Source organism: Scandinavium sp. M-37, assembly GCF_043558715.1.
GTDB lineage: Bacteria > Pseudomonadota > Gammaproteobacteria > Enterobacterales > Enterobacteriaceae > Scandinavium > Scandinavium vulneris_A.
In genome coordinates this window covers 93,170-115,945 of the sequence record NZ_JBIGIN010000003.1, presented here as the reverse complement: position 1 = coordinate 115,945, position 22,776 = coordinate 93,170, and the positions used below count along the sequence as shown (strand labels likewise).

Below are 22,776 nucleotides of genomic sequence, written 5' to 3'. Positions count from 1 at the left end.
AATTTCCACAGTAAAAAAATGGACGTCAGTATATACGAAAACGTTTGCGTGTGTCTTGTGGCAACCTGACCCCGGATGAAACGTTGTACTTTGCGCATCTTTAGCCAGGCCAGACATTTCCTGACATCGTCTCGCTTAGGCTAAGGAAATTATTACTGCGTCGTGAGGGCAAAATGGCAAACTGGCTCAATCAGCTTCAATCACTGCTCGGACAATCATCTTCTTCCTCCTCTGCTCAGTCATCGGGCGAGCAGGGCCTCAGTAAACTGCTGGTGCCGGGGGCGCTCGGCGGGTTGGCTGGGTTACTGGTCTCCAGTAAATCGTCACGTAAATTGCTGACAAAATATGGCACCGGCGCGCTGCTGGTCGGCGGCGGGGCGGTGGCAGGTACCGTGTTATGGAACAAATACAAAGACAAGATCCGCACCGCTCATCAGGGCGAGCCGCAGTATGGGCAGCAAACCAGCCCGTTGGATGTGCGCACCGAGCGTTTGATTCTGGCGCTGGTGTTTGCGGCGAAAAGTGACGGGCACATCGACGAGAAAGAACGTGCGGCGATTGACCAGCAGCTGCGTGAAGCGGGGGTGGAAGCGCAGGGGCGTGAGCTGGTCGAGAAAGCGATTGCTCAGCCTTTGGATCCGCAACGGCTGGCGAAAGATGTACGCAATGAAGAGGAAGCCCTGGAGCTTTATTTCCTCAGCTGTGCCGCCATCGATATCGATCACTTTATGGAGCGGAGCTATCTTAATGCGCTCGGCGATGCGCTGAAAATTCCTCAGGAGGTGCGCGATGGCATCGAAGCGGATTTAAAAGCGCAAAAACAGTCGCTTTAACGACAGAATGGCATGTTTCGCTTGCATCGCTCTGCACATTTGCCACCCTTAGGGTAAGGTAATTTGCAGAAGAACAATGACATGCCACCCAAAGCAAAACGTATTCCCCACGCCATGAGCCTTCATGGCGACAACCGCATCGACAACTACTACTGGCTGCGTGACGACGACCGCGCGCAGCCCGCCGTGCTTGAGTACCTGAAACAGGAGAACGACTACGGGCATGAGGTCATGGCCTCGCAGCGTACCCTGCAGGAACAGGTGCTCAAGGAAATTGTCGATCGTATCCCGCAGCGTGAGGTGTCCGCGCCTTACGCCAAAAACGGTTATCGCTACCGCCAGATTTACGAACCGGGCTGCGAGTACGCGATTTATCAGCGTCAGTCGGTGCAGAAAGAGGAGTGGAACGATTGGGAGCTGCTGCTGGATGGAAATCAGCGTGCGGCGCACAGCGAGTTCTACACTCTCGGTGGGCTGGGCATTTCTCCTGACAATACCCTGATGGCGTTGACGGAGGATTATCTGTCCCGTCGCCAGTATGGCCTGCGTATCAGAAATCTGGAGAACGACAACTGGTACCCTGAGACGCTGGAAAACGTTGAGCCGGGGTTTGTCTGGGGGAATGATTCACAGACGCTGTATTACGTGCGAAAACACCCAACCACGCTGTTGCCGTATCAGGTCTGGCGACATACCGTCGGGATGCCGGAGACGGTGGACGAGCTGGTGTACGAAGAGAAAGACGACACGTTTTACGTCAGCCTGCATAAAACCAGTTCAAAGCACTATGTGATTATCCATCTGGCGAGCGCCACCACCAGTGAAGTCCTGTTGCTCGATGCCGAGTTGCCGGATGCGCAGCCGCTGTGCTTCCTGCCACGTCGGAAGGATCATGAATACAGCCTCGACCATTTCCAGCATAATTTTTACCTGCGCTCGAATCGTGACGGCAAAAACTTCGGTCTGTATCGTAGCCCGGTGCGCGATGAACGACGTTGGGAAGCGCTGATCCCTCCGCGCGACGCCGTGATGCTGGAGGGTTTTACGCTGTTCACTGACTGGCTGGTGGTCGAAGAGCGTCAGCACGGGCTGACCAGCCTGCGCCAGATAAACCGGAAAACGCGTGAATCCATCGGGATAGCCTTTGACGATCCGGCGTATGTCACCTGGCTGGCGTACAATCCTGAGCCTGACACTTCGCGTCTGCGGTACGGGTATTCCTCCATGACCACGCCGGATACGTTGTTCGAACTGAACATGGATACCGGCGAGCGCACCGTGCTTAAGCAGCAGGAAGTGACCGGGTTTGATGCCAGCCGTTATCGCAGTGAACATTTATGGATCAAAGCCCGGGATGGCGTGGAAGTGCCGGTGTCACTGGTTTATCACCGGGAGCATTTCCGCCAGGGCAACAATCCGCTGTTGGTGTACGGCTACGGCTCTTACGGTGCCAGCATGGATGCGGATTTCAGCAGCAGCCGATTAAGCCTGCTCGACCGCGGCTTCGTCTTTGCCATCGCTCACGTTCGTGGCGGCGGTGAGCTGGGGCAGCAGTGGTATGAAGACGGTAAGTTCCTGCTAAAGAACAACACCTTCAATGACTATCTCGATGTCTGCGACGCACTGCTGGCGCAGGGCTATGGCAATCCCTCACTCTGTTACGGCATGGGTGGCAGTGCGGGCGGGATGCTGATGGGCGTCGCTATTAACCAGCGTCCCGACCTGTTCCACGGCGTGATAGCCCAGGTGCCGTTTGTTGATGTCCTGACTACCATGCTCGATGAATCTATCCCGCTGACCACCGGAGAGTTTGAGGAGTGGGGCAATCCGCAAGATCCTGAGTATTACCACTACATGAAAGGCTACAGCCCGTATGACAACGTCGAGAAAAAGGCGTATCCGCATCTGCTGGTCACGACCGGACTGCATGATTCCCAGGTGCAATACTGGGAGCCAGCAAAATGGGTGGCGAAGCTGCGCGAGCTGAAAACTGACGACAATCTGTTGTTACTGTGCACCGATATGGATTCCGGGCACGGCGGTAAGTCGGGGCGCTTTAAAAGCTATGAAGGGGTGGCGATGGAATTCACGTTCCTGATTGCGCTGGCCCAGGGCACTTTGCCGGGCCAGGCGCCGCGATAGCTACTCGCCCAGCCAGTGTTTCAGCGTCAGGCGCAGTTCAGGGCTCATCGTGTTGAGATTATTGAACAGCCAACGGAGGTAGCCGGGATCTTTCTCAGCTACCTCTGCCACCGGTTTTCCGCGATATTTACCGAAGGTGAAGGTGGTCATCAACGCCGGACGACCGGTGATATCGGCCATCTGATCGGCACTCCAGCCGGAGACATTGATAATATCAATCAGCAGCGCGGCGGTGATGTAGCAATCATACAACGCGCGGTGATGATGCAAACCCGGCGGCGTGGCCACGTTAAGTTTGCGTGATTTATACAACGCCATATTGCTGTACTTAATACCCGGCCACAGGCGGCGGGCCAACTTCATCGTGCATATCCACTCGCCGTTCATTTCCGGCAATACGCGGCGGTCAAAGCTGGCATTGTGTGCCACGTACCATGTGCTGCCCTGATAATACGGCACCACGTCCTCAATCCACGGTTTATCGGCCACCATATCTTCGGTGATGCGATGAATTGCCATCGCCTGGGGGCTGATGGGTCTGTCCGGGCGCACGAGATGGCTCATGGGATTGGTTATCTTGCCGTCAACGATGTCCACCGAGGCGATTTCAACCACGCCTCCTTGTAAATCACAGGTTTCCGTATCGATAACGCGTAACATGGTGCTCTCCCGGCTGAAAAGAGGCAGGTTATGCGTCACAGAGGCTTTCGTCAATGGCGCAGAAGATTTCACTGAGCGGAATGATATCGCCTTCCCAACCTCCGTCATACTGTCGTCCGGTTAACAGCAGTTCTCCGCTGTCGGCGCGAACGATCAGCTGTCCGTTTTCATCCCACAGTGCACTGCCGTCTGCATAGTTGGATTTCAGCACCGCAATGGCGTAGCGGTGAGCCAGGCGTTGGAGGTGTTGTCCGGATTGCTGTTGTTGGAAGTCGGTAGTGCAGGTGCCGGTCGCCAGCAGTGCGGCGTTCGAGTCAAGTTCATTGCCTTTCGCTTCAGGGGCGAGAACACTGATGTGATGGGTATTCGGAGTCAGGCAAGTCCCCTGGCCCTGCTGCAACGTTAGCGGCGCGGTGCCATCGGGTACAAAAATGGCCACCCCTTTGCAGCGTTGACCGTTCATTTCAACCGGCATTCCGGCCACAATGGTCATGCCGTGGCGCGCCGCCGCATCGCTTAGGGGCTCAAGCAGTTGTTCATCCGGTGGAGGGGGCAGGGACGTTCGGGGTCCGGGGCCGGTTAACGACATTTCCGGGAAAACGAGCAGTTGGCAGGCGTGCTGTGCAGCCGCTTCGATAAAACGTAAATGGTGGGCAATATTATCCGCAACGCTCCTGTTGCGGGCCGTGTACTGTGCAGCAGCAATTGTCCATGCAGGCATAGTGGCTTCCTTAACACGTATTCCGACTCAGCGTCCCTGAGCCGGTATTCAGAATCTTCTCAAGATTTTAGCAATAGCTGTGTAAGGAAGTGTAACAGTGAGTAAGTCTTACTTCTGTTTAGGTTCGTAGGGCAGGCGCGAAAGGTTCACCGATGCCAGACGATGGGCGATCAGTCGCTCACGAAACCAGTCGCGCAGATGGGCAGGTTGCTCACGCTCAACCACTTCTGCCACGATAGGCATATTGTAGCGCTCTTTAAAGGCGACCCCGGCGGCGGCCAAATCGACGTTCACTTTGTCCATCTCGTCCTGGGGGATTTTTGCCAGATTGGTGGTCATCATAGGCTCCTTCTGTTTCCGGGGCTGAAAGTACTAAGAGTGTCGCGAAATAGCAAGGCCAACGGCGGTGAATCTCGACGTAAACATTATAGAGCGTTATTCTTTCACCCAAATAGATAACAAAAGGGAATGAAGAGAATGAATCGTATCGCTTCACGCGCGCTGCGCGCCGGTGTGTTCCTGACCTGCGTCTTAACCACTTCCGCTGCTTTTGCACACGCTCATCTTAAGCATCAATATCCTGCGGCCGATGCACAGGTCACCGCTGCGCCCCAGGCGTTAACCCTGAATTTTTCCGAAGGTCTTGAAGTCAAATTCAGCGGCGTGACCCTGACCGGTCCGCAGCAGGCCCAGGTACCTGTTGGTGCGGTGAAACTCAATGAAAAAGATAATACTCAACTTATCGTCCCGGTTGAGGAATTGCTCAAGCCTGGTGACTACAGAGTAGACTGGCACGTAGTGTCGGTCGATGGCCACAAGACCAAAGGCCAGTATCAGTTCAGTGTGAAATAATCGTGCTTGCATCTGCCTATGTCGGGCTGCGATGCCTGCATTTTATCACCGTGATGCTGTCGTTCGGCTGCGTGCTGTACGGTGCCTGGTGGGCCACCCCGCAGCTTCGGCGGTTGATGATGCTGCGCTTTATGCCACTGCTCCGTGTGACGCTGCTGATCAATGCCGTGTCAGCAACTCTGATGCTGATGTTACAGGGCGGTCTGATGGCGAACGGTTGGGGCGATGTGCTGCAACCAGACATCTGGCTAGCGGTAACAGGCACACGATTTGGAAGCATTTGGCAGTGGCAAATTCTGCTGACGTGGGTGGCATTGGCGATTGTCTGCCTCAGGCCGCATCGACTGGCCCCTTTGCTGCTGATCCTCTGTGTGGCGCAGCTCCTGCTGATGGCAGGCGTGGGACACGCGGCGATGCAGGATGGTGCTATCGGCGCGCTACAGCGTCTGAATCACGCGATTCATTTGCTGTGTGCGGGCGCGTGGTTTGGAGGCCTGCTGCCATTCCTGTACTGCCTGCATCTGGCCAAAGGACCATGGCGGACTTCAGCCATCAACACCATGATGCGCTTTTCGCGCTATGGGCATCTTGCGGTAGCCGGTGTGGTGCTGAGCGGAATAACCAATGCCTGGTTGATTCAGGGGCAACTGGTGAGTGACTCAGGATACGGGCGGCTGTTGTTGGTGAAATGTGCGTTAGTGGCGCTGATGGTGGTAATCGCGTTAGCGAACAGGTATGTTTTGGTGCCGCGGATGGCATCCAACAGGCAGCACTGTCAGGCGCTGTTTCTGCGAACCACCCAGCTGGAGATGATTTTAGGAACTCTGGTTTTAGCGACGGTCAGTCTGTTCGCAACCTGGGAACCGTTCTGAATTAAGTGGCGAACTCATGAAAAAACTCGTTCTATCAATGCTGTTACTGGCAACTTCCGGAACCGCTCTGGCGGCACCGCAGATTATCACCGTCAGCCGTTTTGAAATCGGCAAAGCGCAATGGGCGTTCAATCGCGAAGAGGTGATGCTCACCTGCCGTCCGGGTCATGCGCTGTACGCCATCAACCCGAGTACTCTGATGCAGTATCCGCTGAACGCGGCTGCTGAGCAGGAAATGAAAGAGGGGAAAACCACCGCTCAGCCTATTTCTGTTATCCAGGTAGACGATCCAGCGCATCCGGGGCAAAAGATGAGTTTGGCCCCATTCATTGCCCGCGCCGAGAAGCTCTGTTAACACCTGACACTAAGCGATTGACTGACAATAAAAAACCGCAAGTTATTCTGACGAATGCTTGCGGTTTTTACTTTTTGTGACGCGTTGCTCGCGGTTTTTTTCTGACCACTTTTGTCGCGGACTGGAAAACCTGGCACGGTCATCTATTCTTAAAGGGCAAGGCGACTTTAGCCTGCATTAATGCCAACTTTTAGCGCACGGCTCTCTCCCAAGAGCCATTTCCCTGGACCGAATACAGGAATCGTATTCGGTCTCTTTTTATCTGTAATTCACATCAGAGAGTGACAACGCCAGTTACCCGACTAACACGTCTCAGTGACTGACCTGATGTCTTTTATATCACATCAAAATCGGTCTTAACATTTTTTTTACAGGAAAATTCGCGCTGTTGTTCAGGCAAAAAAAATCCCCTTCACTTCGCAGGGTAAAGGGGAAAAGCTTGCAATGAATATTATATTTCGGACTCACTTTTGCAGCGTTACAGGGATATGCAGTGCCGCGAGGTGGATGGTCTGAAAGTTGCGCGTCCAGGGTTGATGGAGTCAGTCAGACCTGAAATGTTCCTCAACGAGTCGACAGGAAGAACGACGCATCGCTTAACATTTCGTAGCTGATGTTATGTGGAGAGGCGATTCGGTTCAAATAACAAGTTGTTTAATTTTGAACAGTTCTCATGGCCTGAGGCCGTTACATAGGCGTGACGATGTCCGGATAGAGGAGGGTTTCGAGATAGCTGACCAGCAACCAGATTTGATCGCTCAGGATGAACCAGATACCGAATCCAAGTATAACCAGGACCAGGATTGTCAGGGCAATTTCAATTTTGCTCATAGCCAGGATATACCGCCAGCGAGGAATCGGGGGAATAACCCGCGGATGATAGCGAAACATCAGGGCTATGCGCAATTGTAATACGCAAAAGCCTCTGCCTGTGAACAGGCAGAGGCTCATTAAAGAAAAATTAGGCGTTGGGGAACAGGGATCGAAACTGCACGGCCATCTCATCGAGTAGGGCAAAACGACGGCGATACTCAGCGCGTTTTTTGCTGGCAATCTCTTCGATGGATTTCCGGTCCTGCTGTAACGGCAGTTGCCAACGGAATTCGCTGGTTTTCACCCCGTCGATGGAGGCCCAAAACTCATCATAGCTGGCATGGAAATGACGGCCCTTACTAAAACGGTAGCGCAGGGCCCGGAATACGTGACCGTTATCGCTGACACCGGAAAGTGACGTAACCCCACACTCGGCCGCCATCAGGCCAAAAAATGCCACCAGAATGCGTTTAGGGAACAGTCCGTAACAGGCGCGAGTGGCATGTTTAATCACCTCATGAGAAACACTGCGGCGTGGACCTTGTAATCCTCCAATGACAATTTCCCAGCCATCCTGATTGCGATTGACGCTGAACGTGGCGCTGGCAAGCACTACATTATCCGCGGTGCAGAACCACAGCGTGCTTTCACCCTCGCGTTCGGCTTTACGCGCGCAGGAGGCGTAGAGCGTTAAATGCGCATCGTCTTTACCGATAAGCGTCATCAGCGCCGTGGGTTCGGTTGCCAGTAATGCACTGGCAAGCCGCGGGCTTTTCATCGAATCAACAAACTGATAGTGACCGACAATGGCTTGCGCACGTTGCGTAGACGACAGACCACGGGAGAGATACTGGCGATGCGTTTTACTCGGTAACGTCACCTGGGCATTCAGCAGTCGCATGAAATCGGGACGCTGCCCAAGATTGTCGAGCATCATTCGGGTCGAGCGATAAAAAATCATCGTCCTCAGCAGGAATTTCAGGCGATAGTCTGCTTTTTTCCAGATAGGTGCCGGGGCAAGATTGCCTTTGACCAAGTCGGAAAGAAGATGTGCTCGCGGTGCAGGTGAATAGGCGGAATGCAGGGTGTTGTCCGTCACGATAATAACCTCATCATTGTTATGACGCTATTCTAGCGACCGGTGAGGTTTATCTTAATGGGGGCGGAGACTTTATTACCCGTTCGTTTACGCGCGATTTAAGTTATTCGCTAGAGCCAGAGAATATTTGTAGATCCCCTATACTTATCTCAGGGGTAAATTTTATGTATCAGCGAATTAATGGCTCAGCATGGCGGCATATCTGGTTAATGGGCGATCTGCATGGCTGCTTTAACCTCTTGATGTCCAAGCTTAAAGAGCTGGATTTTAATCCCTACGAGGATCTGCTTCTGTCGGTGGGCGATCTTATCGACCGTGGGCCTAATAGCCTCAAGTGCCTGAGTTTAATTGAACAAAAATGGTTTATTGCTATTCGGGGTAATCACGAGCAAATGGCGATCGAAGCCCTTGAAGATCATCAATTATCGCTGTGGGCATTAAACGGTGGCGATTGGTTTACGCATTGTTCTGCTGGCGAAAAACAGCGAGTGCGGGATTTATTACATGCGTGCCAGCAATTACCCTATATTATTGAAGTCGATACCGCGACAGGTACTCATATTATTGCTCACGCCGATCACCCGGCGGCACGTTATCACTGGCAGCAGGAACTGGACTGGCATCGGGTACTTTGGGATCGGCAGCGGCTGAGTGACCATCTGGCAGGAAAGCATTCGACGATTGAAGGTGCCGCTCATTTCTGGTTTGGACACACGCCGTTGAAACATCGCTACGATACGCAAAATCAGCATTACATCGACACCGGCGCGGTATTTGGCGGGAACTTAACGCTGGTGCAACTGCAGTAACGTTTTACAAATCGCTGTACTCCTGAGCGGGGTGCCAGAAGCCATCGATAAAATCCTCCACTGGGAAGCACCCCCCCTGGCGCAGACGCTGATCGTCCATCGCACGCAGGCACTGGGATTCGGTGTTGTAGACGTCTACCACAATGTCTTCGCAGCCGCCGTCGAGATAACAAATAAACAGAACCAATGCGAACATCTCACCCTCACGCGCATCCATTACCCGTTAAGTGTAAGAGAGATAAGCGAAAGGCGAAAATAAATAACCCGCCTAAATTGGGCGGGTTCCTGTTGGGTCAGGCAAGGCGCATAACCCAGGCGTCGGTCTTACGGTCGTAATGTTGGCGGTAAAGGACAGAATGCTCCCCATCAAGAATGGCGGGAACGCTGGTATCGGCATCCCATGCATCGAGTTGCATGCACAAATCAGGATCGGATTTACAGGGTATGCTTAACGTTCGCTCCCCTTGCTGCTCGCCATGCAGCTCGGCGTCATCAATTTCAAAGGCGCCTATACGTACGCTGGTTTTGGTCATAATGCTCTTCGGTTGTCTGCTTCACTGTGGTACGACCAGTTAGGTCCTCCCATTTTTCAGCGTAGACAACGGCGAGCATTTTGCCAGTCAGAACGTGCTTATTTTTACCGAGCCGCTACGCCTTGCCCGCGAACAGTTTTCCGTCGCGGACCAGCTCACGCGGGTAGCTATTCTTGAGGCGTGAGCCGACTTTTTTCGCCAGCCCCAGCGGATGTCCCTGAAAGGTCACGATAACATCGTCCCGCTTTGGTGGGGTTTCTGGCCACACGTCCCGGCCGCGATACCACTCTTCGGCTTCCGCCAGGGTCAGTTCAAATCGCGAACTTATTTCACCCGCCAGCGCGATGACCGCCTCATGCTGCCAGCGAAAACCTTTGTTAAAGGTCTCGGCCAGGCGAAGGCCGAGGCGTGAAAAACGCACTTTGCCGATCAACGGTTCAATCTCAGCCGGGAACAGCCAGATCTCTTTATCGCGTTGCCACAGGTTGAGCGTGTCATCCCAGTGTAATCCTACGGCGGCAGCGGCCTGTACCACTGCGGCAGACTCGCGGGTTTTCATTGGCGTAAACGGGAATTTCCCGACTTTATAACCAGGCGCCGGAAGGGCATCGATCGCGGCCGTTTTATGCAGGCGGGCGACGAAAAAACCTTCACAGTCATAGATCTGCGGGAAGACGTGCAGATAACCCTCCGGCGTTAGTGCCAGTTCTGCGCCCTCGAACAGCGCCTTGAGCGGGACGACCTCAACGGCCTGCGGATAGCGTGCCAGCAGCCAGTCCAGCACCTCTTCATTTTCTTCGCGGTTCAGGGTGCAGGTGGAATACACCAGCGTACCGCCAGGGCGAAGCGCGTGAAATGCGCTGTCGATGAGTTCGCGCTGGGTCTGTGCTATCTCGCGGTTGCTTTCAGCAGACCAGTTTTTCAGCGCGTCCGGATCTTTACGCACCACGCCTTCCCCGGAGCAGGGCGCATCGAGCAGAACGGCATCGAAACATTCTGGCAGCGCGGCACCAAATACGCGGCCGTCGAAATGGGTGAGGGCTACGTTGCTTATCCCACAGCGGCTAATATTGGCATGCAGCACTTTTACGCGGCTGGCGGAAAACTCATTAGCAAGGATTGCGCCCTGATTGCCCATTCGCGCGGCGATTTGCGTGGTTTTAGAACCGGGAGCGGCGGCAACATCCATGACCCGGCCCGGCTGATTGTCATCGGCAAACAGGGCAGTGACCGGCAGCATGGAGCTGGCTTCCTGAATGTAGAACAGGCCGCTCAAATGTTCGGCCGTGCTGCCCAGCGGCAGGGCATCTTCATCTTCGCGCTCAATCCAGAAACCTTCCTCGCACCACGGAACCGGTGTGAGCTGCCAGCCGTAAGGCGCTACCAGATTCAGAAAATCGGCGACGGAAATTTTGAGGGTGTTCACGCGAATACTGCGACGCAGCGGTTGTTGACAGGCGGCGATGAAGTCGTCGAAAGAGAGATGAGCGGGCATTGCTGCACGCATCACCTCGAGGAAGGAGTCAGGAAGATAAGCCACTAAACGCACCAGATTCATAAACGGGTGCGCAGTTTAGCACAGCGACTCCGGCTTCTTACAGCCGGAGTCGTGCAGGTTTAACGCGGCAGGGCGGTGCCCCAATCACGCCACTCTTTCGGTTCCGTATCCTGCAACAGGAAATGTTTGTTTTCCTGGGCTTTCGGCGCCAGCGGCGTTCCTGGTGGGGTGGCAAAGGCGATACCACCGCGAATGAACTGGTTGAAGGTCCCGGTCTTCACCACGCCGCCGATAATTCCGAAGTCGAGGTTGTAGCCAGATGCCAGCCAGAACACCGAGTTATTGCGTACCAGATGCTGGTAACGCTGGCTGATACGCAGCGTCACCATCACCCGATCGGACAACGACCCGAGGTGCAGGCCGGTGACGGTTCCGACTTCAATCCCGCGGAACAATACCGGTGTGCCAATACTTAAGGAGCCCGCTTCAGGTGCTTCGACGATAATGCTCAGCCCATCGAGATAACGAGAATCGGTGATCGTCGCTTCCTGCAGTTCGAAGTCACGACGTGCATTGCCCCCGCGTCCGGGTTCGACGTTGATGTACGGCTGCAAAATGGTATCCAGATGCTCAACGCCTGCGGCTGAAATCTGCGGTGTGACCACCGAGAATCGGGTGCCGTTGCGGGCAAAAGTCTTCACGTATTCCGGGTACAGTACCGCTTTAGCCTGAACTTCATTACGAGAGGTAATCAGTTCTAACGTCTGGATCTGACCAATATTGATGCCCAGATAACGAATCGGCATCCCTTCCGCCAGCTTACCGGCGTCGAAGGCGTGGAGCGTGATCTGGCCCCCGACCGCACGCGCAGAGGTTTCTGACGGATAGAGAATGCGTTTATCCCCTTTACGCGCGCCTGCGCCCGCGCCGCTCAGGTTATCAAAGCTTATCGCCCCGCGCAGAGCACGAGAGAGCGGCGATGCCTGAACGGTCAGCCCGCTGCCGTTTAGCTGGACTTTCGCCCCGCCTTCGGCCCAGAAAACGCTGTTTTGGGTCAGCAGATTGCGGTATTCCGGTTTGATGTGCAGTTCGATATCAAACGCGTTGGCCCGTGGGCGAACGGTAATAACTTCCCCGACTTCAAATTTACGGTACAGAACCACCGAACCCGCCTGTACATCCGGCAAGGTGTCTGCCGTCAGGGTGAGAGTGGTGGTGGGCAGATCGCCGAGACTGTTTTCCAGCGCTTTTTCAAGATTGGCGTACAGCGGATAGTCCTGCTTCATCGCGCCTTTTTCGCCGGGCAGAATACGGATCCCGCCGCTGATCCATTCGCTGGCGCTGGCCCCCAGGAACTCAATACCGTCGAGACCAACTTTGACGTCGACCCGGCTGTTGACCACAAACTTACTGTCGCCATGAACGAGGTCGCGATATTGCGGATCGATGGCAACAGAGAACGAGACGCCTTTCCCGGTGAGCGTACGCTCAAGAACCTGACCGATTTTAATCCCGTGCAGGATAACCGGCTGGCCCGCGTCGACACCGTAAGAATCCGGCGCGCTGAGGGTCAGGGTCGCAACTCCGGGTTCCTGAAGCAGCGTCTTATCCGCAGGTACCACCACAAAATGGTTACGCGGCTGGCCTTCGCCCGGGACCAGCTCAAAGGTGCTACCGGTAAGCAGTGAACTCAGATTGGTGTTTTCCAGGGACAGCTTCGGATTACGCAGTTCAATACGGGTTTTATCACGCAGCAGATTCACTACGCTCGGATCAACGGTCATTTCACCGCTGACCGCGCCGCCCGGATTGAGGTCGAGCTTGGTCAACTGACCGACTTCCAGCCCCTGATACATGAGTGCAGTCGAGCCCGCTTTCAGACCCGCGCCGTCTGGCAGGTCGAGTTTGACAATGACCCCACGCTGGCTGTGCGCCAGGTCGGCATACAGGCCAAACTCATCATTCTGTTCGGCAGGCTTCGAGGCTTCCGGTGAGTCAAAGGCAATCGCGCCGTTGACCAGCGCCGCCAGGCTTTCGAGCTGCACTTTCGCGCCGCTCAGGCCGACATCCGCTTTAATACCGGACACGTTCCAGAATCGGCTGCCTTTTTTCACCAGATTCGTGAAGCGGCGGTCAATCAGAATATCAACGGTGACGCCCTGATTATTGGTGTTAATCGCATAGTCATACACGCGTCCGACCGGGATTTTACGGAAGTACACCAGCGAGCCGCTGTTGAGTGAGCCTAAATCCGGAGCATGCAGATGGATCATCAGCTCGCCGTTGTTCAGACGATATTTAGGCTGCGTATCTAACGCGGTGAAGTGGTCTTTCTTCTCACCTTTACCCGGCATCATGCCGATGTAGTTCCCTCCAACCAGCGCATCCAGACCCGATACCCCTGCCAGTGACGCTTTCGGTGTCACCAGCCAGAACTGCGTTTCCTGGCGTAGGGCATCTTTCATATCGCCTTTAATGCTGGCTTTGACCTCAATACGGTTGAGATCTTTCGCCAGGCTAATTTCTTCCACGGTGCCCACTTCAACGCCCTGATAGCGCACAGGCGTTCGGCCGGGAACAATGCCATCGGCAGAAATAAAATCGATAGTCACGGTAGTGCCGCGATCCTCAACGCTATTCCAGATAAGCCAGCCCGCAATCAGCAAGGCAATGACCGGCAGCAGCCAGAAAGGGGAGATACGGCGTTTCGTTTTAATTCTCGCTTCAGTCGGTGAAGCGGGCGTTTCCTGACTCATGTGCATCCCAAAGTAAGCGGCTGTCCAGCCATTCAACAGCAAGAATAGTCAATATTACCGCAGCACCGAAATAAAACGCAGCGGGTCCCATAGTAAAAGCAAGTAACTGATCGCGATTGATAAGCGACATCATCAGCGAGATGACAAACAAATCGAGCATCGACCAGCGACCAATCCACGTCACAAAGCGCAACAGAAGGATACGGGTGCGCAATCCCTGTTCACATTTAAAGTGAATGGATACCAACAGGGTAATCAACACCAGCACCTTGGTGAAAGGCACCAGAATACTGGCGATAAACACCACGGCCGCAATCGGAATATTGCTGCTGGCGAGCGAGATTATCCCGGACAGGATCGTGTCTTCCTGGCGAGCGCCATTCACATAGATTATCGAAATCGGCAGCAGGTTCGCCGGGATTAAAAAAATCAGCGAGGCAATCAGCGCCGCCCAACTTTTTTGCAGGCTATACGCCCGGCGATGACGAAGCGGGATGTGACAGCGACGACAGCGCCCGCGCGCGTCTGAGAATCCGGTGTGGTGGCAGCCCAGACACACCTGCAGACCCGGATCGGGGCGTTGAGCAGGGCGATGAGGATAAAAACGGTCCCAGAGCTGTTCGACGTTGAGATGGATCAGCGTCAAGATACTCAACAGCACCAGAGAAATAAAAGCGACTAGCCCCAATCCCGGCTGGAGAAAGGCGTAATCCTGGACCTTAATCGACGCCACGCCGACCCCAACGAGGTAGATATCCAGCATTACCCACTCTTTGAGGCGCTCCAGCATCAGCAGCACCGGGCGAAGATTCATGCCGAGAATATTACCGAGCCATAAATAAGCGATAGCAATCACCAGCACCAGCGGCGCGCCCACACTGCAAAACAGCACCATCGCGGCGGGAATGGGGTCGCCCTGTTCGGTCATCTGCCAAATCCCCTGCATCAGGTTGGCATCAATGCGCACCCCGAGAAGATGCAGACGAAGCAGCGGTTCGCTCCAGGCAAAAGGCATCAGCAACATCATGGTAACAGCCATCGCCGCGAGGCGGGTCAGCGACCAGTCACGTCCATCACGAATTTTTGCATCGCACCGTGGGCAATATGCACTCTGCGTCCTTTTGACCACAGGCAGACTGAACAGCACGTCACACTGGGGACAGCGATGATATTCCGGTGGTGCCAGCGGATTGCCAATCGCATGGACGGTGATTTTTTTACCCGGCGAAATTTGAGAAGCTCTTAGTGCCATTTATTAGCTTTAGAAATGAATGTATAACTCTATCTTAACCTATGAATGGATTCATCTTGAGCCTGAACGCATTTAATGCTTATTTTAATAGGCTATGCGTCGGCGATGACCGGCTTCGAAGTAAGACAACAAGTGATTGAATAATGAGCAAATCAGAGTTTTACGCGGATCTTAACCGCGATTTTCAGGCATTAATGGCAGGTGAAACCAGTTTTTTAGCCACACTCTCTAATACCAGTGCGTTGCTGTTTGAACGCCTGTCTGAGGTTAACTGGGCCGGTTTTTATCTTCTCGAAGGTGATACGCTGGTTTTAGCCCCGTTCCAGGGCAAAATTGCCTGCGTACGTATTCCGGTCGGACGTGGCGTATGCGGCACCGCGGTGTCACAAAATCGTGTCCAGCGCGTAGAAGACGTTCATGCCTTTGACGGTCACATTGCCTGTGATGCGGCAAGCAACTCAGAAATCGTACTGCCACTTGTGGTAAACGGACACATTATTGGGGTGCTGGATATCGACAGTCCCGCGTATTCCCGCTTCACGACTGAAGATGAACAGGGGCTTCGTGAGCTGGTCGGCCACCTTGAACAGGTGCTTGCGGCGACCGATTATCACAAATTCTTTCAGCCTGTCGCAGGATAATCAACGGATAACGTAGCATTTACCGATGGCGTCATTATAATGACGCCTGTTCATGCCCGCGGTATGTTGGCTACGTCCGTTGTAATCAGGAAATTTCATGGAAAATCAACCTAAGTTGAATAGCAGTAAAGAAGTTATCGCTTTTCTGGCCGAACGATTCCCACAATGTTTCAGCGCCGAAGGTGAAGCACGCCCGCTGAAAATTGGAATTTTTCAGGATCTGGTGACTCGCGTTGAGGGTGAAATGAACCTCAGCAAAACCCAGCTTCGTTCCGCCCTACGTCTTTATACTTCCAGCTGGCGCTACCTGTACGGCATCAAAGCGGGCGCGACCCGTGTTGATCTCGACGGGAACCCATGCGGTGAGCTGGATGAGCAGCATGTGACTCACGCGCGTCAGCAGCTTGAAGAAGCGAAAGCCCGTGTGCAGGCACAGCGTGCTGAGCAGCAGGCGAAAAAACGTGAAGCCGCTATTGCTGCGGGTGAGCCTGTTGATGCGCCGCGCCGTGAGCGTAAACCGCGTCCGGCAGCTCCACGTAAAGATGCGGGTGCTAATAAACCGCGTCCGGCAGCAAAACCGGCCGCCGCGAAAGCGCCACGTCCGGAACGTGAAGAGCGTCATACCCCGGTATCAAACATTTCTGAACTGAGCGTTGGCCAGTCTCTGAAGGTGAAAGCGGGCAATAACGCAATGGACGCCACTGTACTGGAAATCACCAAAGATGGCGTTCGTGTACAGCTGACTTCTGGTATGTCAATGATTGTACGCGCAGAACACTTAGTGTTCTGAAACGGAGGCCGGGCCTGGCATGAACAACTTTTTTAAGGTCACCGCGCTCGCTGGCATGCTGTTGATGGCAGGCCAGTCGTTCGCCGTGGACGATATTACTCGTGCTGACCAGATTCCAGTTCTTAAGGAAGAGGCTCAGCACGCAACGGTAAGCGAGCGTGTGACGTCTCGCTTTACCCGTTCTCATTATCGCCAGTTCGATCTCGACAACGCGTTCTCGGCGAAAATCTTCGACCGTTATCTCAATCTGCTGGATTACAGCCATAACGTGCTGTTGGCCAGTGATATTTCCCAGTTTGAATCACGTAAATCGCAGGTCGGCGACGAACTGCGTAGTGGTAAACTGGATGTTTTTTACGACCTGTTTAATCTGGCGCAAAAGCGCCGCTTTGAGCGCTATCAGTACGCGCTCAAAGTGCTTGAGCGTCCGATGGATTTCACCGGAAACGACACCTACAACCTTGACCGCAGCAAAGCGCCGTGGCCGAAGGATGTGGCCGAGTTGAACGCGCTGTGGGACGGTAAAGTCAAATATGACGAGCTGAGCCTTAAGCTTGCCGGGAAAGACGATAAAGAAATTCGCGAAACGTTGACCCGTCGCTACAAGTTCGCCATTCGCCGTTTGGCTCAGACCAACAGCGAAGACGTGTTCTCTCTGGCGATGACAGCGTTTGCGCACGAAATTGACCCGCACACCAACTACCTCTCCCCGCGCAATACTGAACAATTCAACACCGAAATGAGCCTTTCTCTGGAAGGTATCGGTGCGGTACTGCAAATGGATGACGACTACACCATGATTAATTCCATGGTGGCAGGTGGCCCGGCAGCGAAGAGCAAAGCGATAAGCGTAGGCGACCGCATCGTCGGTGTCGGCCAGACCGGTAAAGGGATGGTCGATGTCATCGGCTGGCGCCTGGACGACGTGGTGGCATTGATTAAAGGGCCGAAGGGCAGCAAAGTGCGCCTTGAGATCCTGCCTGCGGGTAAAGGTACCAAAACCCGCATCGTCACCTTAACGCGCGAGCGTATTCGTCTCGAAGACCGTGCCGTGAAGATGTCAGTTAAAAACGTCGGTAAAGAAAAAGTCGGCGTACTGGATATCCCTGGCTTCTACGTTGGCCTCACTGATGATGTGAAAGTGCAACTGCAGAAACTGGAAAAACAAAACGTCAGCAGCGTGGTTATCGACCTGCGCAGCAACGGCGGTGGAGCACTGACGGAAGCCGTATCGCTCTCTGGTCTGTTCATTCCATCTGGTCCGGTGGTGCAGGTGCGCGATAACAACGGCAAAGTGCGCGAAGACAGCGATACCGATGGCGTGGTGTATTACAAAGGTCCGCTGGTGGTGCTGGTTGATCGCTTCAGCGCTTCGGCATCTGAAATTTTTGCCGCCGCGATGCAGGACTATGGCCGGGCGCTGATTGTCGGTGAACCGACCTTCGGGAAAGGCACCGTCCAGCAGTACCGTTCGCTGAACCGCATCTACGATCAGATGCTGCGCCCGGAATGGCCAGCGCTGGGTTCCGTGCAGTACACCATTCAGAAGTTCTACCGCATCAATGGCGGCAGTACCCAACGTAAAGGTGTTACCCCGGACATCATGCTGCCAACCGGAAGCGAAGAGACGGAAACCGGTGAGAAGTTTGAGGATAACGCTCTGCCGTGGGACAGTATCAATGCCGCGACCTTCGTTAAAACGGGTGATATGATGCCGTTTGGTCCGCAGCTGCTGAAACAGCATAAAGAGCGAATTGCCAAAGATCCGGAATTCCAGTACATCGCCAAAGATATTGCCCATTTCAACGCATTGAAAGACCGCCGCTACATCGCCTCACTGAATTACGCTCAGCGTGAGAAAGAGAATGAGGAAGATGATGCGACCCGTCTGGCGCGCATTAACGATCGCTACAAGCGTGAAGGCAAACCGCTGTTGAAGAAACTGGATGATTTGCCGAAGGACTATCAGGAACCCGATCCGTATCTGGATGAAACCGTCCACATCGCCAATGACCTGGCGACGATGGAAAAGGACAATCCCCCGGTGAACCCAGCACCAAGCAAATAACCTCAACAGGCACAAGAAATTGTGCCTGTTTTTTTACCTGCCTCTACCTGCGTCAGCGGGATGCAACAGAATGTAAAGTTGTGTTTTTCTCGTGACTTAGCGACCTCTGATAGTTGAAAATCACCGTAAGACCCATACCATATGGGTAACCGCATAGTGCGTTTTGTTACAACGAGGTTAAAGAATATTATGATGCGAATCGCGCTTTTCCTGATGACCAACCTGGCAGTGATGGTTGTTTTTGGGCTGGTGCTAAGCCTGACAGGAATTCAGTCAAGCAGCATGACGGGCCTGCTGATCATGGCGCTGCTTTTCGGTTTTGGTGGCTCGATTGTGTCGCTGATGATGTCGAAATGGATGGCGCTGAAATCCGTGGGCGGAGAGGTTATTGAACAACCGCGCAATGAAACTGAGCGCTGGTTGATGAATATCGTCGCGCAGCAATCTCGTCAGGCGGGTATTGCCATGCCACAGGTCGCTGTTTACCACGCGCCCGATATCAACGCTTTTGCCACCGGTGCCCGCCGTGATGCGTCGCTGGTTGCTGTGAGTACCGGTCTGTTGCAAAACATGAGCCGTGACGAAGCCGAAGCGGTTATTGCGCACGAAATCAGCCATATTGCCAACGGTGACATGGTAACCATGACCCTGATTCAGGGGGTGGTGAACACCTTTGTTATCTTTATTTCTCGCGTAATCGCTCAGATTGCTGCCGGTTTCCTCGGCGGTAACCGCGATGAAGGTGAAAGCAGCAACGGCAACCCGCTGATCTATTTTGCGGTCGCCACGGTGCTGGAGCTGGTATTTGGTATTCTCGCCAGCATTATCACCATGTGGTTCTCCCGTCATCGTGAGTTCCATGCGGATGCCGGTTCAGCCAAACTGGTTGGACGTGAGAAAATGATTGCGGCGCTGCAGCGTCTGAAAACCAGCTATGAGCCACAGGAAGCGAGCAGCATGATGGCGTTTTGTATCAACGGTAAAGCGAAATCAATGAGCGAACTGTTCATGACGCACCCGCCGCTGGACAAACGTATCGAAGCGCTGCGCAGCGGTGAATATCTGAAGTAACAGGTTCACAGTACGACCCTAAAGCAAAGCGCCTCAATGAGGCGCTTTTTTTACGTCAGTATTCAGGCTGTGGCACGGGGTTGAGTGACGCGAAGACCACTGATAACCGCCGCGATCACTGCGAGCGTTCCGGCCATCAACAGGGAAGTGTGGGTGCCGTGCGTACCGAACAGGTTAAACATCAGTGCTACAAGTGCAGCCCCGGTACTTTGTCCGAGCAGGCGCGCCGTGCCTAACATGCCGCTGGCTCCGCCACTGCGGTTACGCGGGGCCGACGAGACAATGGTGTGATTGTTCGGCGACTGGAAAAGGCCAAACCCGGCCCCGCAAAGCATCATGCGCCAGATAATATCCAGGTCCTGCGGCGAGGGGGGGAGCAGCGCTAAGGCAAACAACCCGCTTGCCATAATTGCCAGCCCCAGCGCGCCGAGCAATCCGGCGTGAACCTTTTCGATGAGATATCCTGCCAGCGGTGCCATCACCATGGTCGCCAGCGGCCATGGGGTTAACAACAAACCGGTTTCGACTTCACTCCGGCCCATCATCGACTGCAGAAAGAAAGGCAGCGACACCATCGCCAGCATCTGGGCGCAGAAGGAACAAATAGAGGTACAGATAGAGAGTGAAAACAGCGGGATGCGCAGTAGGTCAACCGGCAGCAGCGGCACGGGAAGCTTCAGTTGACGGCGGACAAAGAAGAAGCCGATCACCAGCATCGCCACCACTTCGCACAGTACCAGTCGTAAGGATTGGCCCTGGGCAAAACTGCTCAGGGCGGTGATCAGCAGACCAAAGGTTAAGGCATTCATGATGGCGCTTGGCCAATCGAAGCGTGACGCCTGGCTGCGGGCGCCGTTCGGCGGCAGATAGCGCATCGCCAGCGCAAAGGCAACAATCCCCAGCGGGACGTTGATCAGAAACAGCCATTGCCAGGAAGCGACGGACAAAATCGCCGCGGCAATAGTCGGGCCAGCGGCCGAGGATACCGCCACAATGAACGAGTTAATCCCCATTCCGCGCCCGAGGAAACGCTGCGGGTAAATAAGGCGGATCAGTGCGGTGTTGACGCTCATCAGCGCCGCGCCACCCAGTCCCTGTGCAACGCGGGCCAGCGTCAGCATCTCCAGTGAATGCGATAAGGCGCAGAGTAGTGAAGTACAGGTGAACACCACCAGGCCACATTTGTAGATCCGTCGATAGCCGAACATATCGCCAAGAAACGCCAGGGTCAGCAGCGAAATCACGATGGCAATTTGATAGGCGTTAACAATCCAGATTGAGGCGGCGGGGGAGGCATGTAAATCCGTGGCGATAGTGGGCAGGGCGACGTTGGCAATGGCACCGTCGAGCACCGCCATCGAAATGCCGAGCACGATAGTCAGGATGGCACCATAGCGTTGCGGCAATGGCAGACCATCAGGAGCTGTTTTTTCCATGTTAAAGATAGGTCTTAGTTGAAATCATTATGCAGGTAATTATTTTAGCATTGATTATTCGGCAACAGCTCGCAGATTTGTAACGAAGTCGTATAAGAGTGATTGCGGCGGAAGGCGTGCGAAATTATAATAAAAACCAGTTCTGAATTTTATAAAACAGTCGCGATGAGGTGATAAATGGCAGTTGCAGATTTGGATAAACAGCCAGATTCTGTCTCTTCGGTATTGAAGGTTTTTGGCATTCTGCAGGCGCTCGGCGAAGAGCGTGAGATTGGGATCACCGAGTTATCACAGCGCGTGATGATGTCTAAAAGCACGGTTTATCGTTTTTTACAGACCATGAAATCACTGGGCTACGTGGCGCAGGAAGGTGAGTCAGAGAAATACTCACTGACCTTAAAACTGTTTGAACTGGGTGCGCGCTCGCTGCAAAACGTCGATCTGATCCGTAGTGCAGATATTCAAATGCGTGAACTCTCTCGTCTGACGAAAGAGACCATTCACCTTGGCGCCCTGGACGAAGACAGCATTGTCTACATCCATAAAATTGACTCGATGTATAACCTGCGCATGTACTCGCGCATTGGTCGTCGTAATCCGCTGTACAGCACCGCGATTGGTAAAGTGCTGCTGGCGTGGCGTGACCGCGAGGAAGTGAAGCAGATCCTCGAGCATGTGGAATATAAACGCAGCACCGAGCGGACTATCGCCGACACCGAAGAGTTACTCCCATTGTTGGATCTGGTCCGTGAGCAGGGTTACGGTGAAGATAACGAAGAGCAGGAAGAAGGGCTGCGCTGTATTGGCGTCCCGGTGTTCGATCGTTTCGGCGTGGTCATTGCCGGGCTGAGCATCTCCTTCCCGACGCTGCGTTTCTCCGAAGAGCGTCTGCACGAGTACGTCAGCATGTTGCATACCGCGGCGCGCAAAATTTCAGAGCAAATGGGCTACAACGACTATCCATTCTGAGAATGAAAACCATAAACGGAAAACGCCGCATTAAGCGGCGTTTTCCGTTTATGGTGACCGATTATCCGTTATCGACAACCGTTTTGCTTTTGCGCAGCAACGGGCAGTCGGTCAGGCCGATGATACCGCTGTTTGAGTGCACGTACTGGGCCGTGCTGGTGCCATTTGCAGTCAAATACTTACACTGTAATCCCAATCCACCCACGTTCTCATGGCTACCTATCAGTATGCCATAACCGGATAACAGCAGGGCAATCCAGGCGATTGCCAGTACAATAATTGTACGAATAGTAAAACGCATCATATGCCTCGTTCTTGTTGCTTCCCGTGGACCAGATTAAAGTGTTCACGCTTTGAAACAAGTCGATGATTCTTAAAATGAACCAACTCTATTACAGTTAGCCGCGGTTTAAGGTTAGCGTGCTAACCTGTCTGTAAATGTGAAAACCGGAGAGTGGAGTGAAAAAGTTACGCTGGACCATTCTGGTCGTTATCCTCCTGATTGCCTTTCTTTTACTGTGGACTCAGATGATTAACGTACTGTGCGATCAGGATGTGCAGTTCTTTAGCGGTATTTGCACCATCAATAAATTCATTCCCTGGTAA

Annotated in this window: 23 protein-coding genes and 1 pseudogene; 12 read left to right on the top strand and 12 right to left on the bottom strand. The window is 53.8% G+C overall.

Translation table 11 applies throughout. The annotated features are described in order from the left end of the window. Nucleotides 1-173: 173 nt before the first annotated feature. Both ACG0Z5_RS03800 and ptrB read left to right on the top strand, forming a co-directional pair. Nucleotides 174-833 carry a tellurite resistance TerB family protein gene (locus tag ACG0Z5_RS03800; RefSeq protein WP_394445464.1) on the top strand — a complete coding sequence of 220 codons (660 nt, stop codon included), beginning with the start codon at nt 174-176 and terminating at the stop codon, nt 831-833. An 81-nt stretch (nt 834-914) separates the two neighbouring features. Then, complete coding sequence (ptrB, locus tag ACG0Z5_RS03795; RefSeq protein WP_394445463.1) at nt 915-2,975, top strand: oligopeptidase B; 2,061 nt, start codon at nt 915-917, stop codon at nt 2,973-2,975. On the opposite strand, the gene exoX is transcribed toward ptrB, so the two are convergent. The 3 genes from exoX to ACG0Z5_RS03780 form a co-directional block, all read right to left on the bottom strand. After that, nucleotides 2,976-3,635: an exodeoxyribonuclease X gene (gene exoX / locus ACG0Z5_RS03790; protein ID WP_394445461.1), complete on the bottom strand. Its 660-nt coding sequence runs from the start codon at nt 3,633-3,635 to the stop codon at nt 2,976-2,978. It abuts the gene before it with no gap. Between the two features lie 28 nt (nt 3,636-3,663). After that, nucleotides 3,664-4,356 (bottom strand): carbon-nitrogen hydrolase family protein, encoded by a 693-nt coding sequence (locus tag ACG0Z5_RS03785; protein ID WP_394445459.1) that lies wholly within the window; start codon nt 4,354-4,356, stop codon nt 3,664-3,666. A 108-nt stretch (nt 4,357-4,464) separates the two neighbouring features. Further along, complete coding sequence (locus ACG0Z5_RS03780; protein WP_319627940.1) at nt 4,465-4,695, bottom strand: DNA polymerase III subunit theta; 231 nt, start codon at nt 4,693-4,695, stop codon at nt 4,465-4,467. A gap of 138 nt (nt 4,696-4,833) precedes the next feature. Here ACG0Z5_RS03780 and yobA point away from each other — a divergent pair, with 138 nt between their 5' ends. From yobA to ACG0Z5_RS03765, 3 genes are read left to right on the top strand one after another with little or no spacing between them, the layout of a single operon-like run. Next, nucleotides 4,834-5,208, top strand: a complete 375-nt coding sequence (gene yobA, locus ACG0Z5_RS03775) for a CopC domain-containing protein YobA (RefSeq protein ID WP_394445457.1) — start codon at nt 4,834-4,836, stop codon at nt 5,206-5,208. A gap of 2 nt (nt 5,209-5,210) precedes the next feature. Next, on the top strand, nt 5,211-6,080 hold the full coding sequence (gene copD, locus ACG0Z5_RS03770) for a copper homeostasis membrane protein CopD (RefSeq protein ID WP_394445456.1): 870 nt from the start codon (nt 5,211-5,213) through the stop codon (nt 6,078-6,080). A gap of 16 nt (nt 6,081-6,096) precedes the next feature. After that, nucleotides 6,097-6,435, top strand: coding sequence for a YebY family protein (locus ACG0Z5_RS03765; RefSeq protein ID WP_394445455.1), 339 nt, complete (start codon nt 6,097-6,099; stop codon nt 6,433-6,435). A gap of 687 nt (nt 6,436-7,122) precedes the next feature. On the opposite strand, the gene ACG0Z5_RS03760 is transcribed toward ACG0Z5_RS03765, so the two are convergent. Beyond that, entirely contained in the window at nt 7,123-7,266 is a 144-nt protein-coding gene (locus tag ACG0Z5_RS03760; protein ID WP_394445453.1) for an Ecr family regulatory small membrane protein, read from the bottom strand. 130 nt (nt 7,267-7,396) lie between these two features. Next, nucleotides 7,397-8,347 (bottom strand): VirK/YbjX family protein, encoded by a 951-nt coding sequence (locus ACG0Z5_RS03755; RefSeq protein ID WP_394445451.1) that lies wholly within the window; start codon nt 8,345-8,347, stop codon nt 7,397-7,399. Nucleotides 8,348-8,511: 164 nt separating this feature from the next. Between ACG0Z5_RS03755 and pphA the strand changes: the two genes are divergently transcribed. Then, nucleotides 8,512-9,156 carry a protein-serine/threonine phosphatase gene (gene pphA, locus ACG0Z5_RS03750; RefSeq protein ID WP_394445449.1) on the top strand — a complete coding sequence of 215 codons (645 nt, stop codon included), beginning with the start codon at nt 8,512-8,514 and terminating at the stop codon, nt 9,154-9,156. Nucleotides 9,157-9,160: 4 nt separating this feature from the next. Here the strand turns inward: pphA and ACG0Z5_RS03745 are convergent, their stop codons facing one another. The 5 genes from ACG0Z5_RS03745 to yebS form a co-directional block, all read right to left on the bottom strand. Next, nucleotides 9,161-9,352 carry a YebW family protein gene (locus ACG0Z5_RS03745; protein ID WP_394445447.1) on the bottom strand — a complete coding sequence of 64 codons (192 nt, stop codon included), beginning with the start codon at nt 9,350-9,352 and terminating at the stop codon, nt 9,161-9,163. 97 nt (nt 9,353-9,449) lie between these two features. After that, nucleotides 9,450-9,689, bottom strand: coding sequence for a YebV family protein (locus ACG0Z5_RS03740; protein WP_319627870.1), 240 nt, complete (start codon nt 9,687-9,689; stop codon nt 9,450-9,452). Between the two features lie 115 nt (nt 9,690-9,804). Further along, a complete protein-coding gene (gene rsmF, locus ACG0Z5_RS03735) occupies nt 9,805-11,229 on the bottom strand; it encodes a 16S rRNA (cytosine(1407)-C(5))-methyltransferase RsmF (RefSeq protein WP_394445445.1) in 1,425 nt (474 codons plus the stop codon). A gap of 77 nt (nt 11,230-11,306) precedes the next feature. After that, nucleotides 11,307-13,943 (bottom strand): MlaD family protein, encoded by a 2,637-nt coding sequence (locus ACG0Z5_RS03730; protein ID WP_394445443.1) that lies wholly within the window; start codon nt 13,941-13,943, stop codon nt 11,307-11,309. Then, on the bottom strand, nt 13,912-15,195 hold the full coding sequence (yebS, locus tag ACG0Z5_RS03725; RefSeq protein WP_394445441.1) for a membrane integrity lipid transport subunit YebS: 1,284 nt from the start codon (nt 15,193-15,195) through the stop codon (nt 13,912-13,914). Before yebS ends, ACG0Z5_RS03730 begins: the two co-directional genes overlap by 32 nt. A 143-nt stretch (nt 15,196-15,338) precedes the next feature. Here yebS and ACG0Z5_RS03720 point away from each other — a divergent pair. The 4 genes and pseudogenes from ACG0Z5_RS03720 (at nt 15,339) to htpX (ending at nt 19,765) form a co-directional block, all read left to right on the top strand. After that, nucleotides 15,339-15,852 (top strand): annotated as a pseudogene (locus tag ACG0Z5_RS03720) (GAF domain-containing protein). Nucleotides 15,853-15,933: 81 nt separating this feature from the next. After that, entirely contained in the window at nt 15,934-16,626 is a 693-nt protein-coding gene (gene proQ, locus ACG0Z5_RS03715) for an RNA chaperone ProQ (protein ID WP_319785869.1), read from the top strand. A 19-nt stretch (nt 16,627-16,645) separates the two neighbouring features. After that, nucleotides 16,646-18,694, top strand: coding sequence for a carboxy terminal-processing peptidase (gene prc, locus ACG0Z5_RS03710; RefSeq protein WP_394445439.1), 2,049 nt, complete (start codon nt 16,646-16,648; stop codon nt 18,692-18,694). A gap of 189 nt (nt 18,695-18,883) precedes the next feature. Then, entirely contained in the window at nt 18,884-19,765 is an 882-nt protein-coding gene (gene htpX / locus ACG0Z5_RS03705; protein ID WP_319627877.1) for a protease HtpX, read from the top strand. 62 nt (nt 19,766-19,827) lie between these two features. Here the strand turns inward: htpX and ACG0Z5_RS03700 are convergent, their stop codons facing one another. Beyond that, complete coding sequence (locus ACG0Z5_RS03700; protein WP_394445437.1) at nt 19,828-21,201, bottom strand: MFS transporter; 1,374 nt, start codon at nt 21,199-21,201, stop codon at nt 19,828-19,830. Nucleotides 21,202-21,378: 177 nt separating this feature from the next. On the opposite strand from ACG0Z5_RS03700, the gene kdgR reads away from it, so the two are divergent. After that, nucleotides 21,379-22,170, top strand: a complete 792-nt coding sequence (gene kdgR / locus ACG0Z5_RS03695; RefSeq protein WP_394445435.1) for a DNA-binding transcriptional regulator KdgR — start codon at nt 21,379-21,381, stop codon at nt 22,168-22,170. 61 nt (nt 22,171-22,231) lie between these two features. Here the strand turns inward: kdgR and ACG0Z5_RS03690 are convergent, their stop codons facing one another. Beyond that, a complete protein-coding gene (locus ACG0Z5_RS03690) occupies nt 22,232-22,471 on the bottom strand; it encodes a YobH family protein (RefSeq protein ID WP_394445673.1) in 240 nt (79 codons plus the stop codon). Between the two features lie 158 nt (nt 22,472-22,629). On the opposite strand from ACG0Z5_RS03690, the gene mgrB reads away from it, so the two are divergent. Further along, a complete protein-coding gene (gene mgrB, locus ACG0Z5_RS03685; RefSeq protein ID WP_319627880.1) occupies nt 22,630-22,776 on the top strand; it encodes a PhoP/PhoQ regulator MgrB in 147 nt (48 codons plus the stop codon).

Coding starts and splice junctions, on each gene's coding strand:
- ACG0Z5_RS03780 (WP_319627940.1), bottom strand. CDS start 4,695: ATGACCACCAATCTGGCAAAAATCCCCCAGGACGAGATGGACAAAGTG.
- kdgR (WP_394445435.1), top strand. CDS start 21,379: ATGGCAGTTGCAGATTTGGATAAACAGCCAGATTCTGTCTCTTCGGTA.
- ACG0Z5_RS03800 (WP_394445464.1), top strand. CDS start 174: ATGGCAAACTGGCTCAATCAGCTTCAATCACTGCTCGGACAATCATCT.
- yebS (WP_394445441.1), bottom strand. CDS start 15,195: ATGGCACTAAGAGCTTCTCAAATTTCGCCGGGTAAAAAAATCACCGTC.
- yobA (WP_394445457.1), top strand. CDS start 4,834: ATGAATCGTATCGCTTCACGCGCGCTGCGCGCCGGTGTGTTCCTGACC.
- ACG0Z5_RS03700 (WP_394445437.1), bottom strand. CDS start 21,201: ATGGAAAAAACAGCTCCTGATGGTCTGCCATTGCCGCAACGCTATGGT.
- ACG0Z5_RS03730 (WP_394445443.1), bottom strand. CDS start 13,943: ATGAGTCAGGAAACGCCCGCTTCACCGACTGAAGCGAGAATTAAAACG.
- ACG0Z5_RS03745 (WP_394445447.1), bottom strand. CDS start 9,352: ATGTTCGCATTGGTTCTGTTTATTTGTTATCTCGACGGCGGCTGCGAA.
- prc (WP_394445439.1), top strand. CDS start 16,646: ATGAACAACTTTTTTAAGGTCACCGCGCTCGCTGGCATGCTGTTGATG.
- ptrB (WP_394445463.1), top strand. CDS start 915: ATGCCACCCAAAGCAAAACGTATTCCCCACGCCATGAGCCTTCATGGC.
- ACG0Z5_RS03765 (WP_394445455.1), top strand. CDS start 6,097: ATGAAAAAACTCGTTCTATCAATGCTGTTACTGGCAACTTCCGGAACC.
- exoX (WP_394445461.1), bottom strand. CDS start 3,635: ATGTTACGCGTTATCGATACGGAAACCTGTGATTTACAAGGAGGCGTG.
- ACG0Z5_RS03740 (WP_319627870.1), bottom strand. CDS start 9,689: ATGACCAAAACCAGCGTACGTATAGGCGCCTTTGAAATTGATGACGCC.
- pphA (WP_394445449.1), top strand. CDS start 8,512: ATGTATCAGCGAATTAATGGCTCAGCATGGCGGCATATCTGGTTAATG.
- ACG0Z5_RS03760 (WP_394445453.1), bottom strand. CDS start 7,266: ATGAGCAAAATTGAAATTGCCCTGACAATCCTGGTCCTGGTTATACTT.
- htpX (WP_319627877.1), top strand. CDS start 18,884: ATGATGCGAATCGCGCTTTTCCTGATGACCAACCTGGCAGTGATGGTT.
- proQ (WP_319785869.1), top strand. CDS start 15,934: ATGGAAAATCAACCTAAGTTGAATAGCAGTAAAGAAGTTATCGCTTTT.
- ACG0Z5_RS03690 (WP_394445673.1), bottom strand. CDS start 22,471: ATGCGTTTTACTATTCGTACAATTATTGTACTGGCAATCGCCTGGATT.
- ACG0Z5_RS03785 (WP_394445459.1), bottom strand. CDS start 4,356: ATGCCTGCATGGACAATTGCTGCTGCACAGTACACGGCCCGCAACAGG.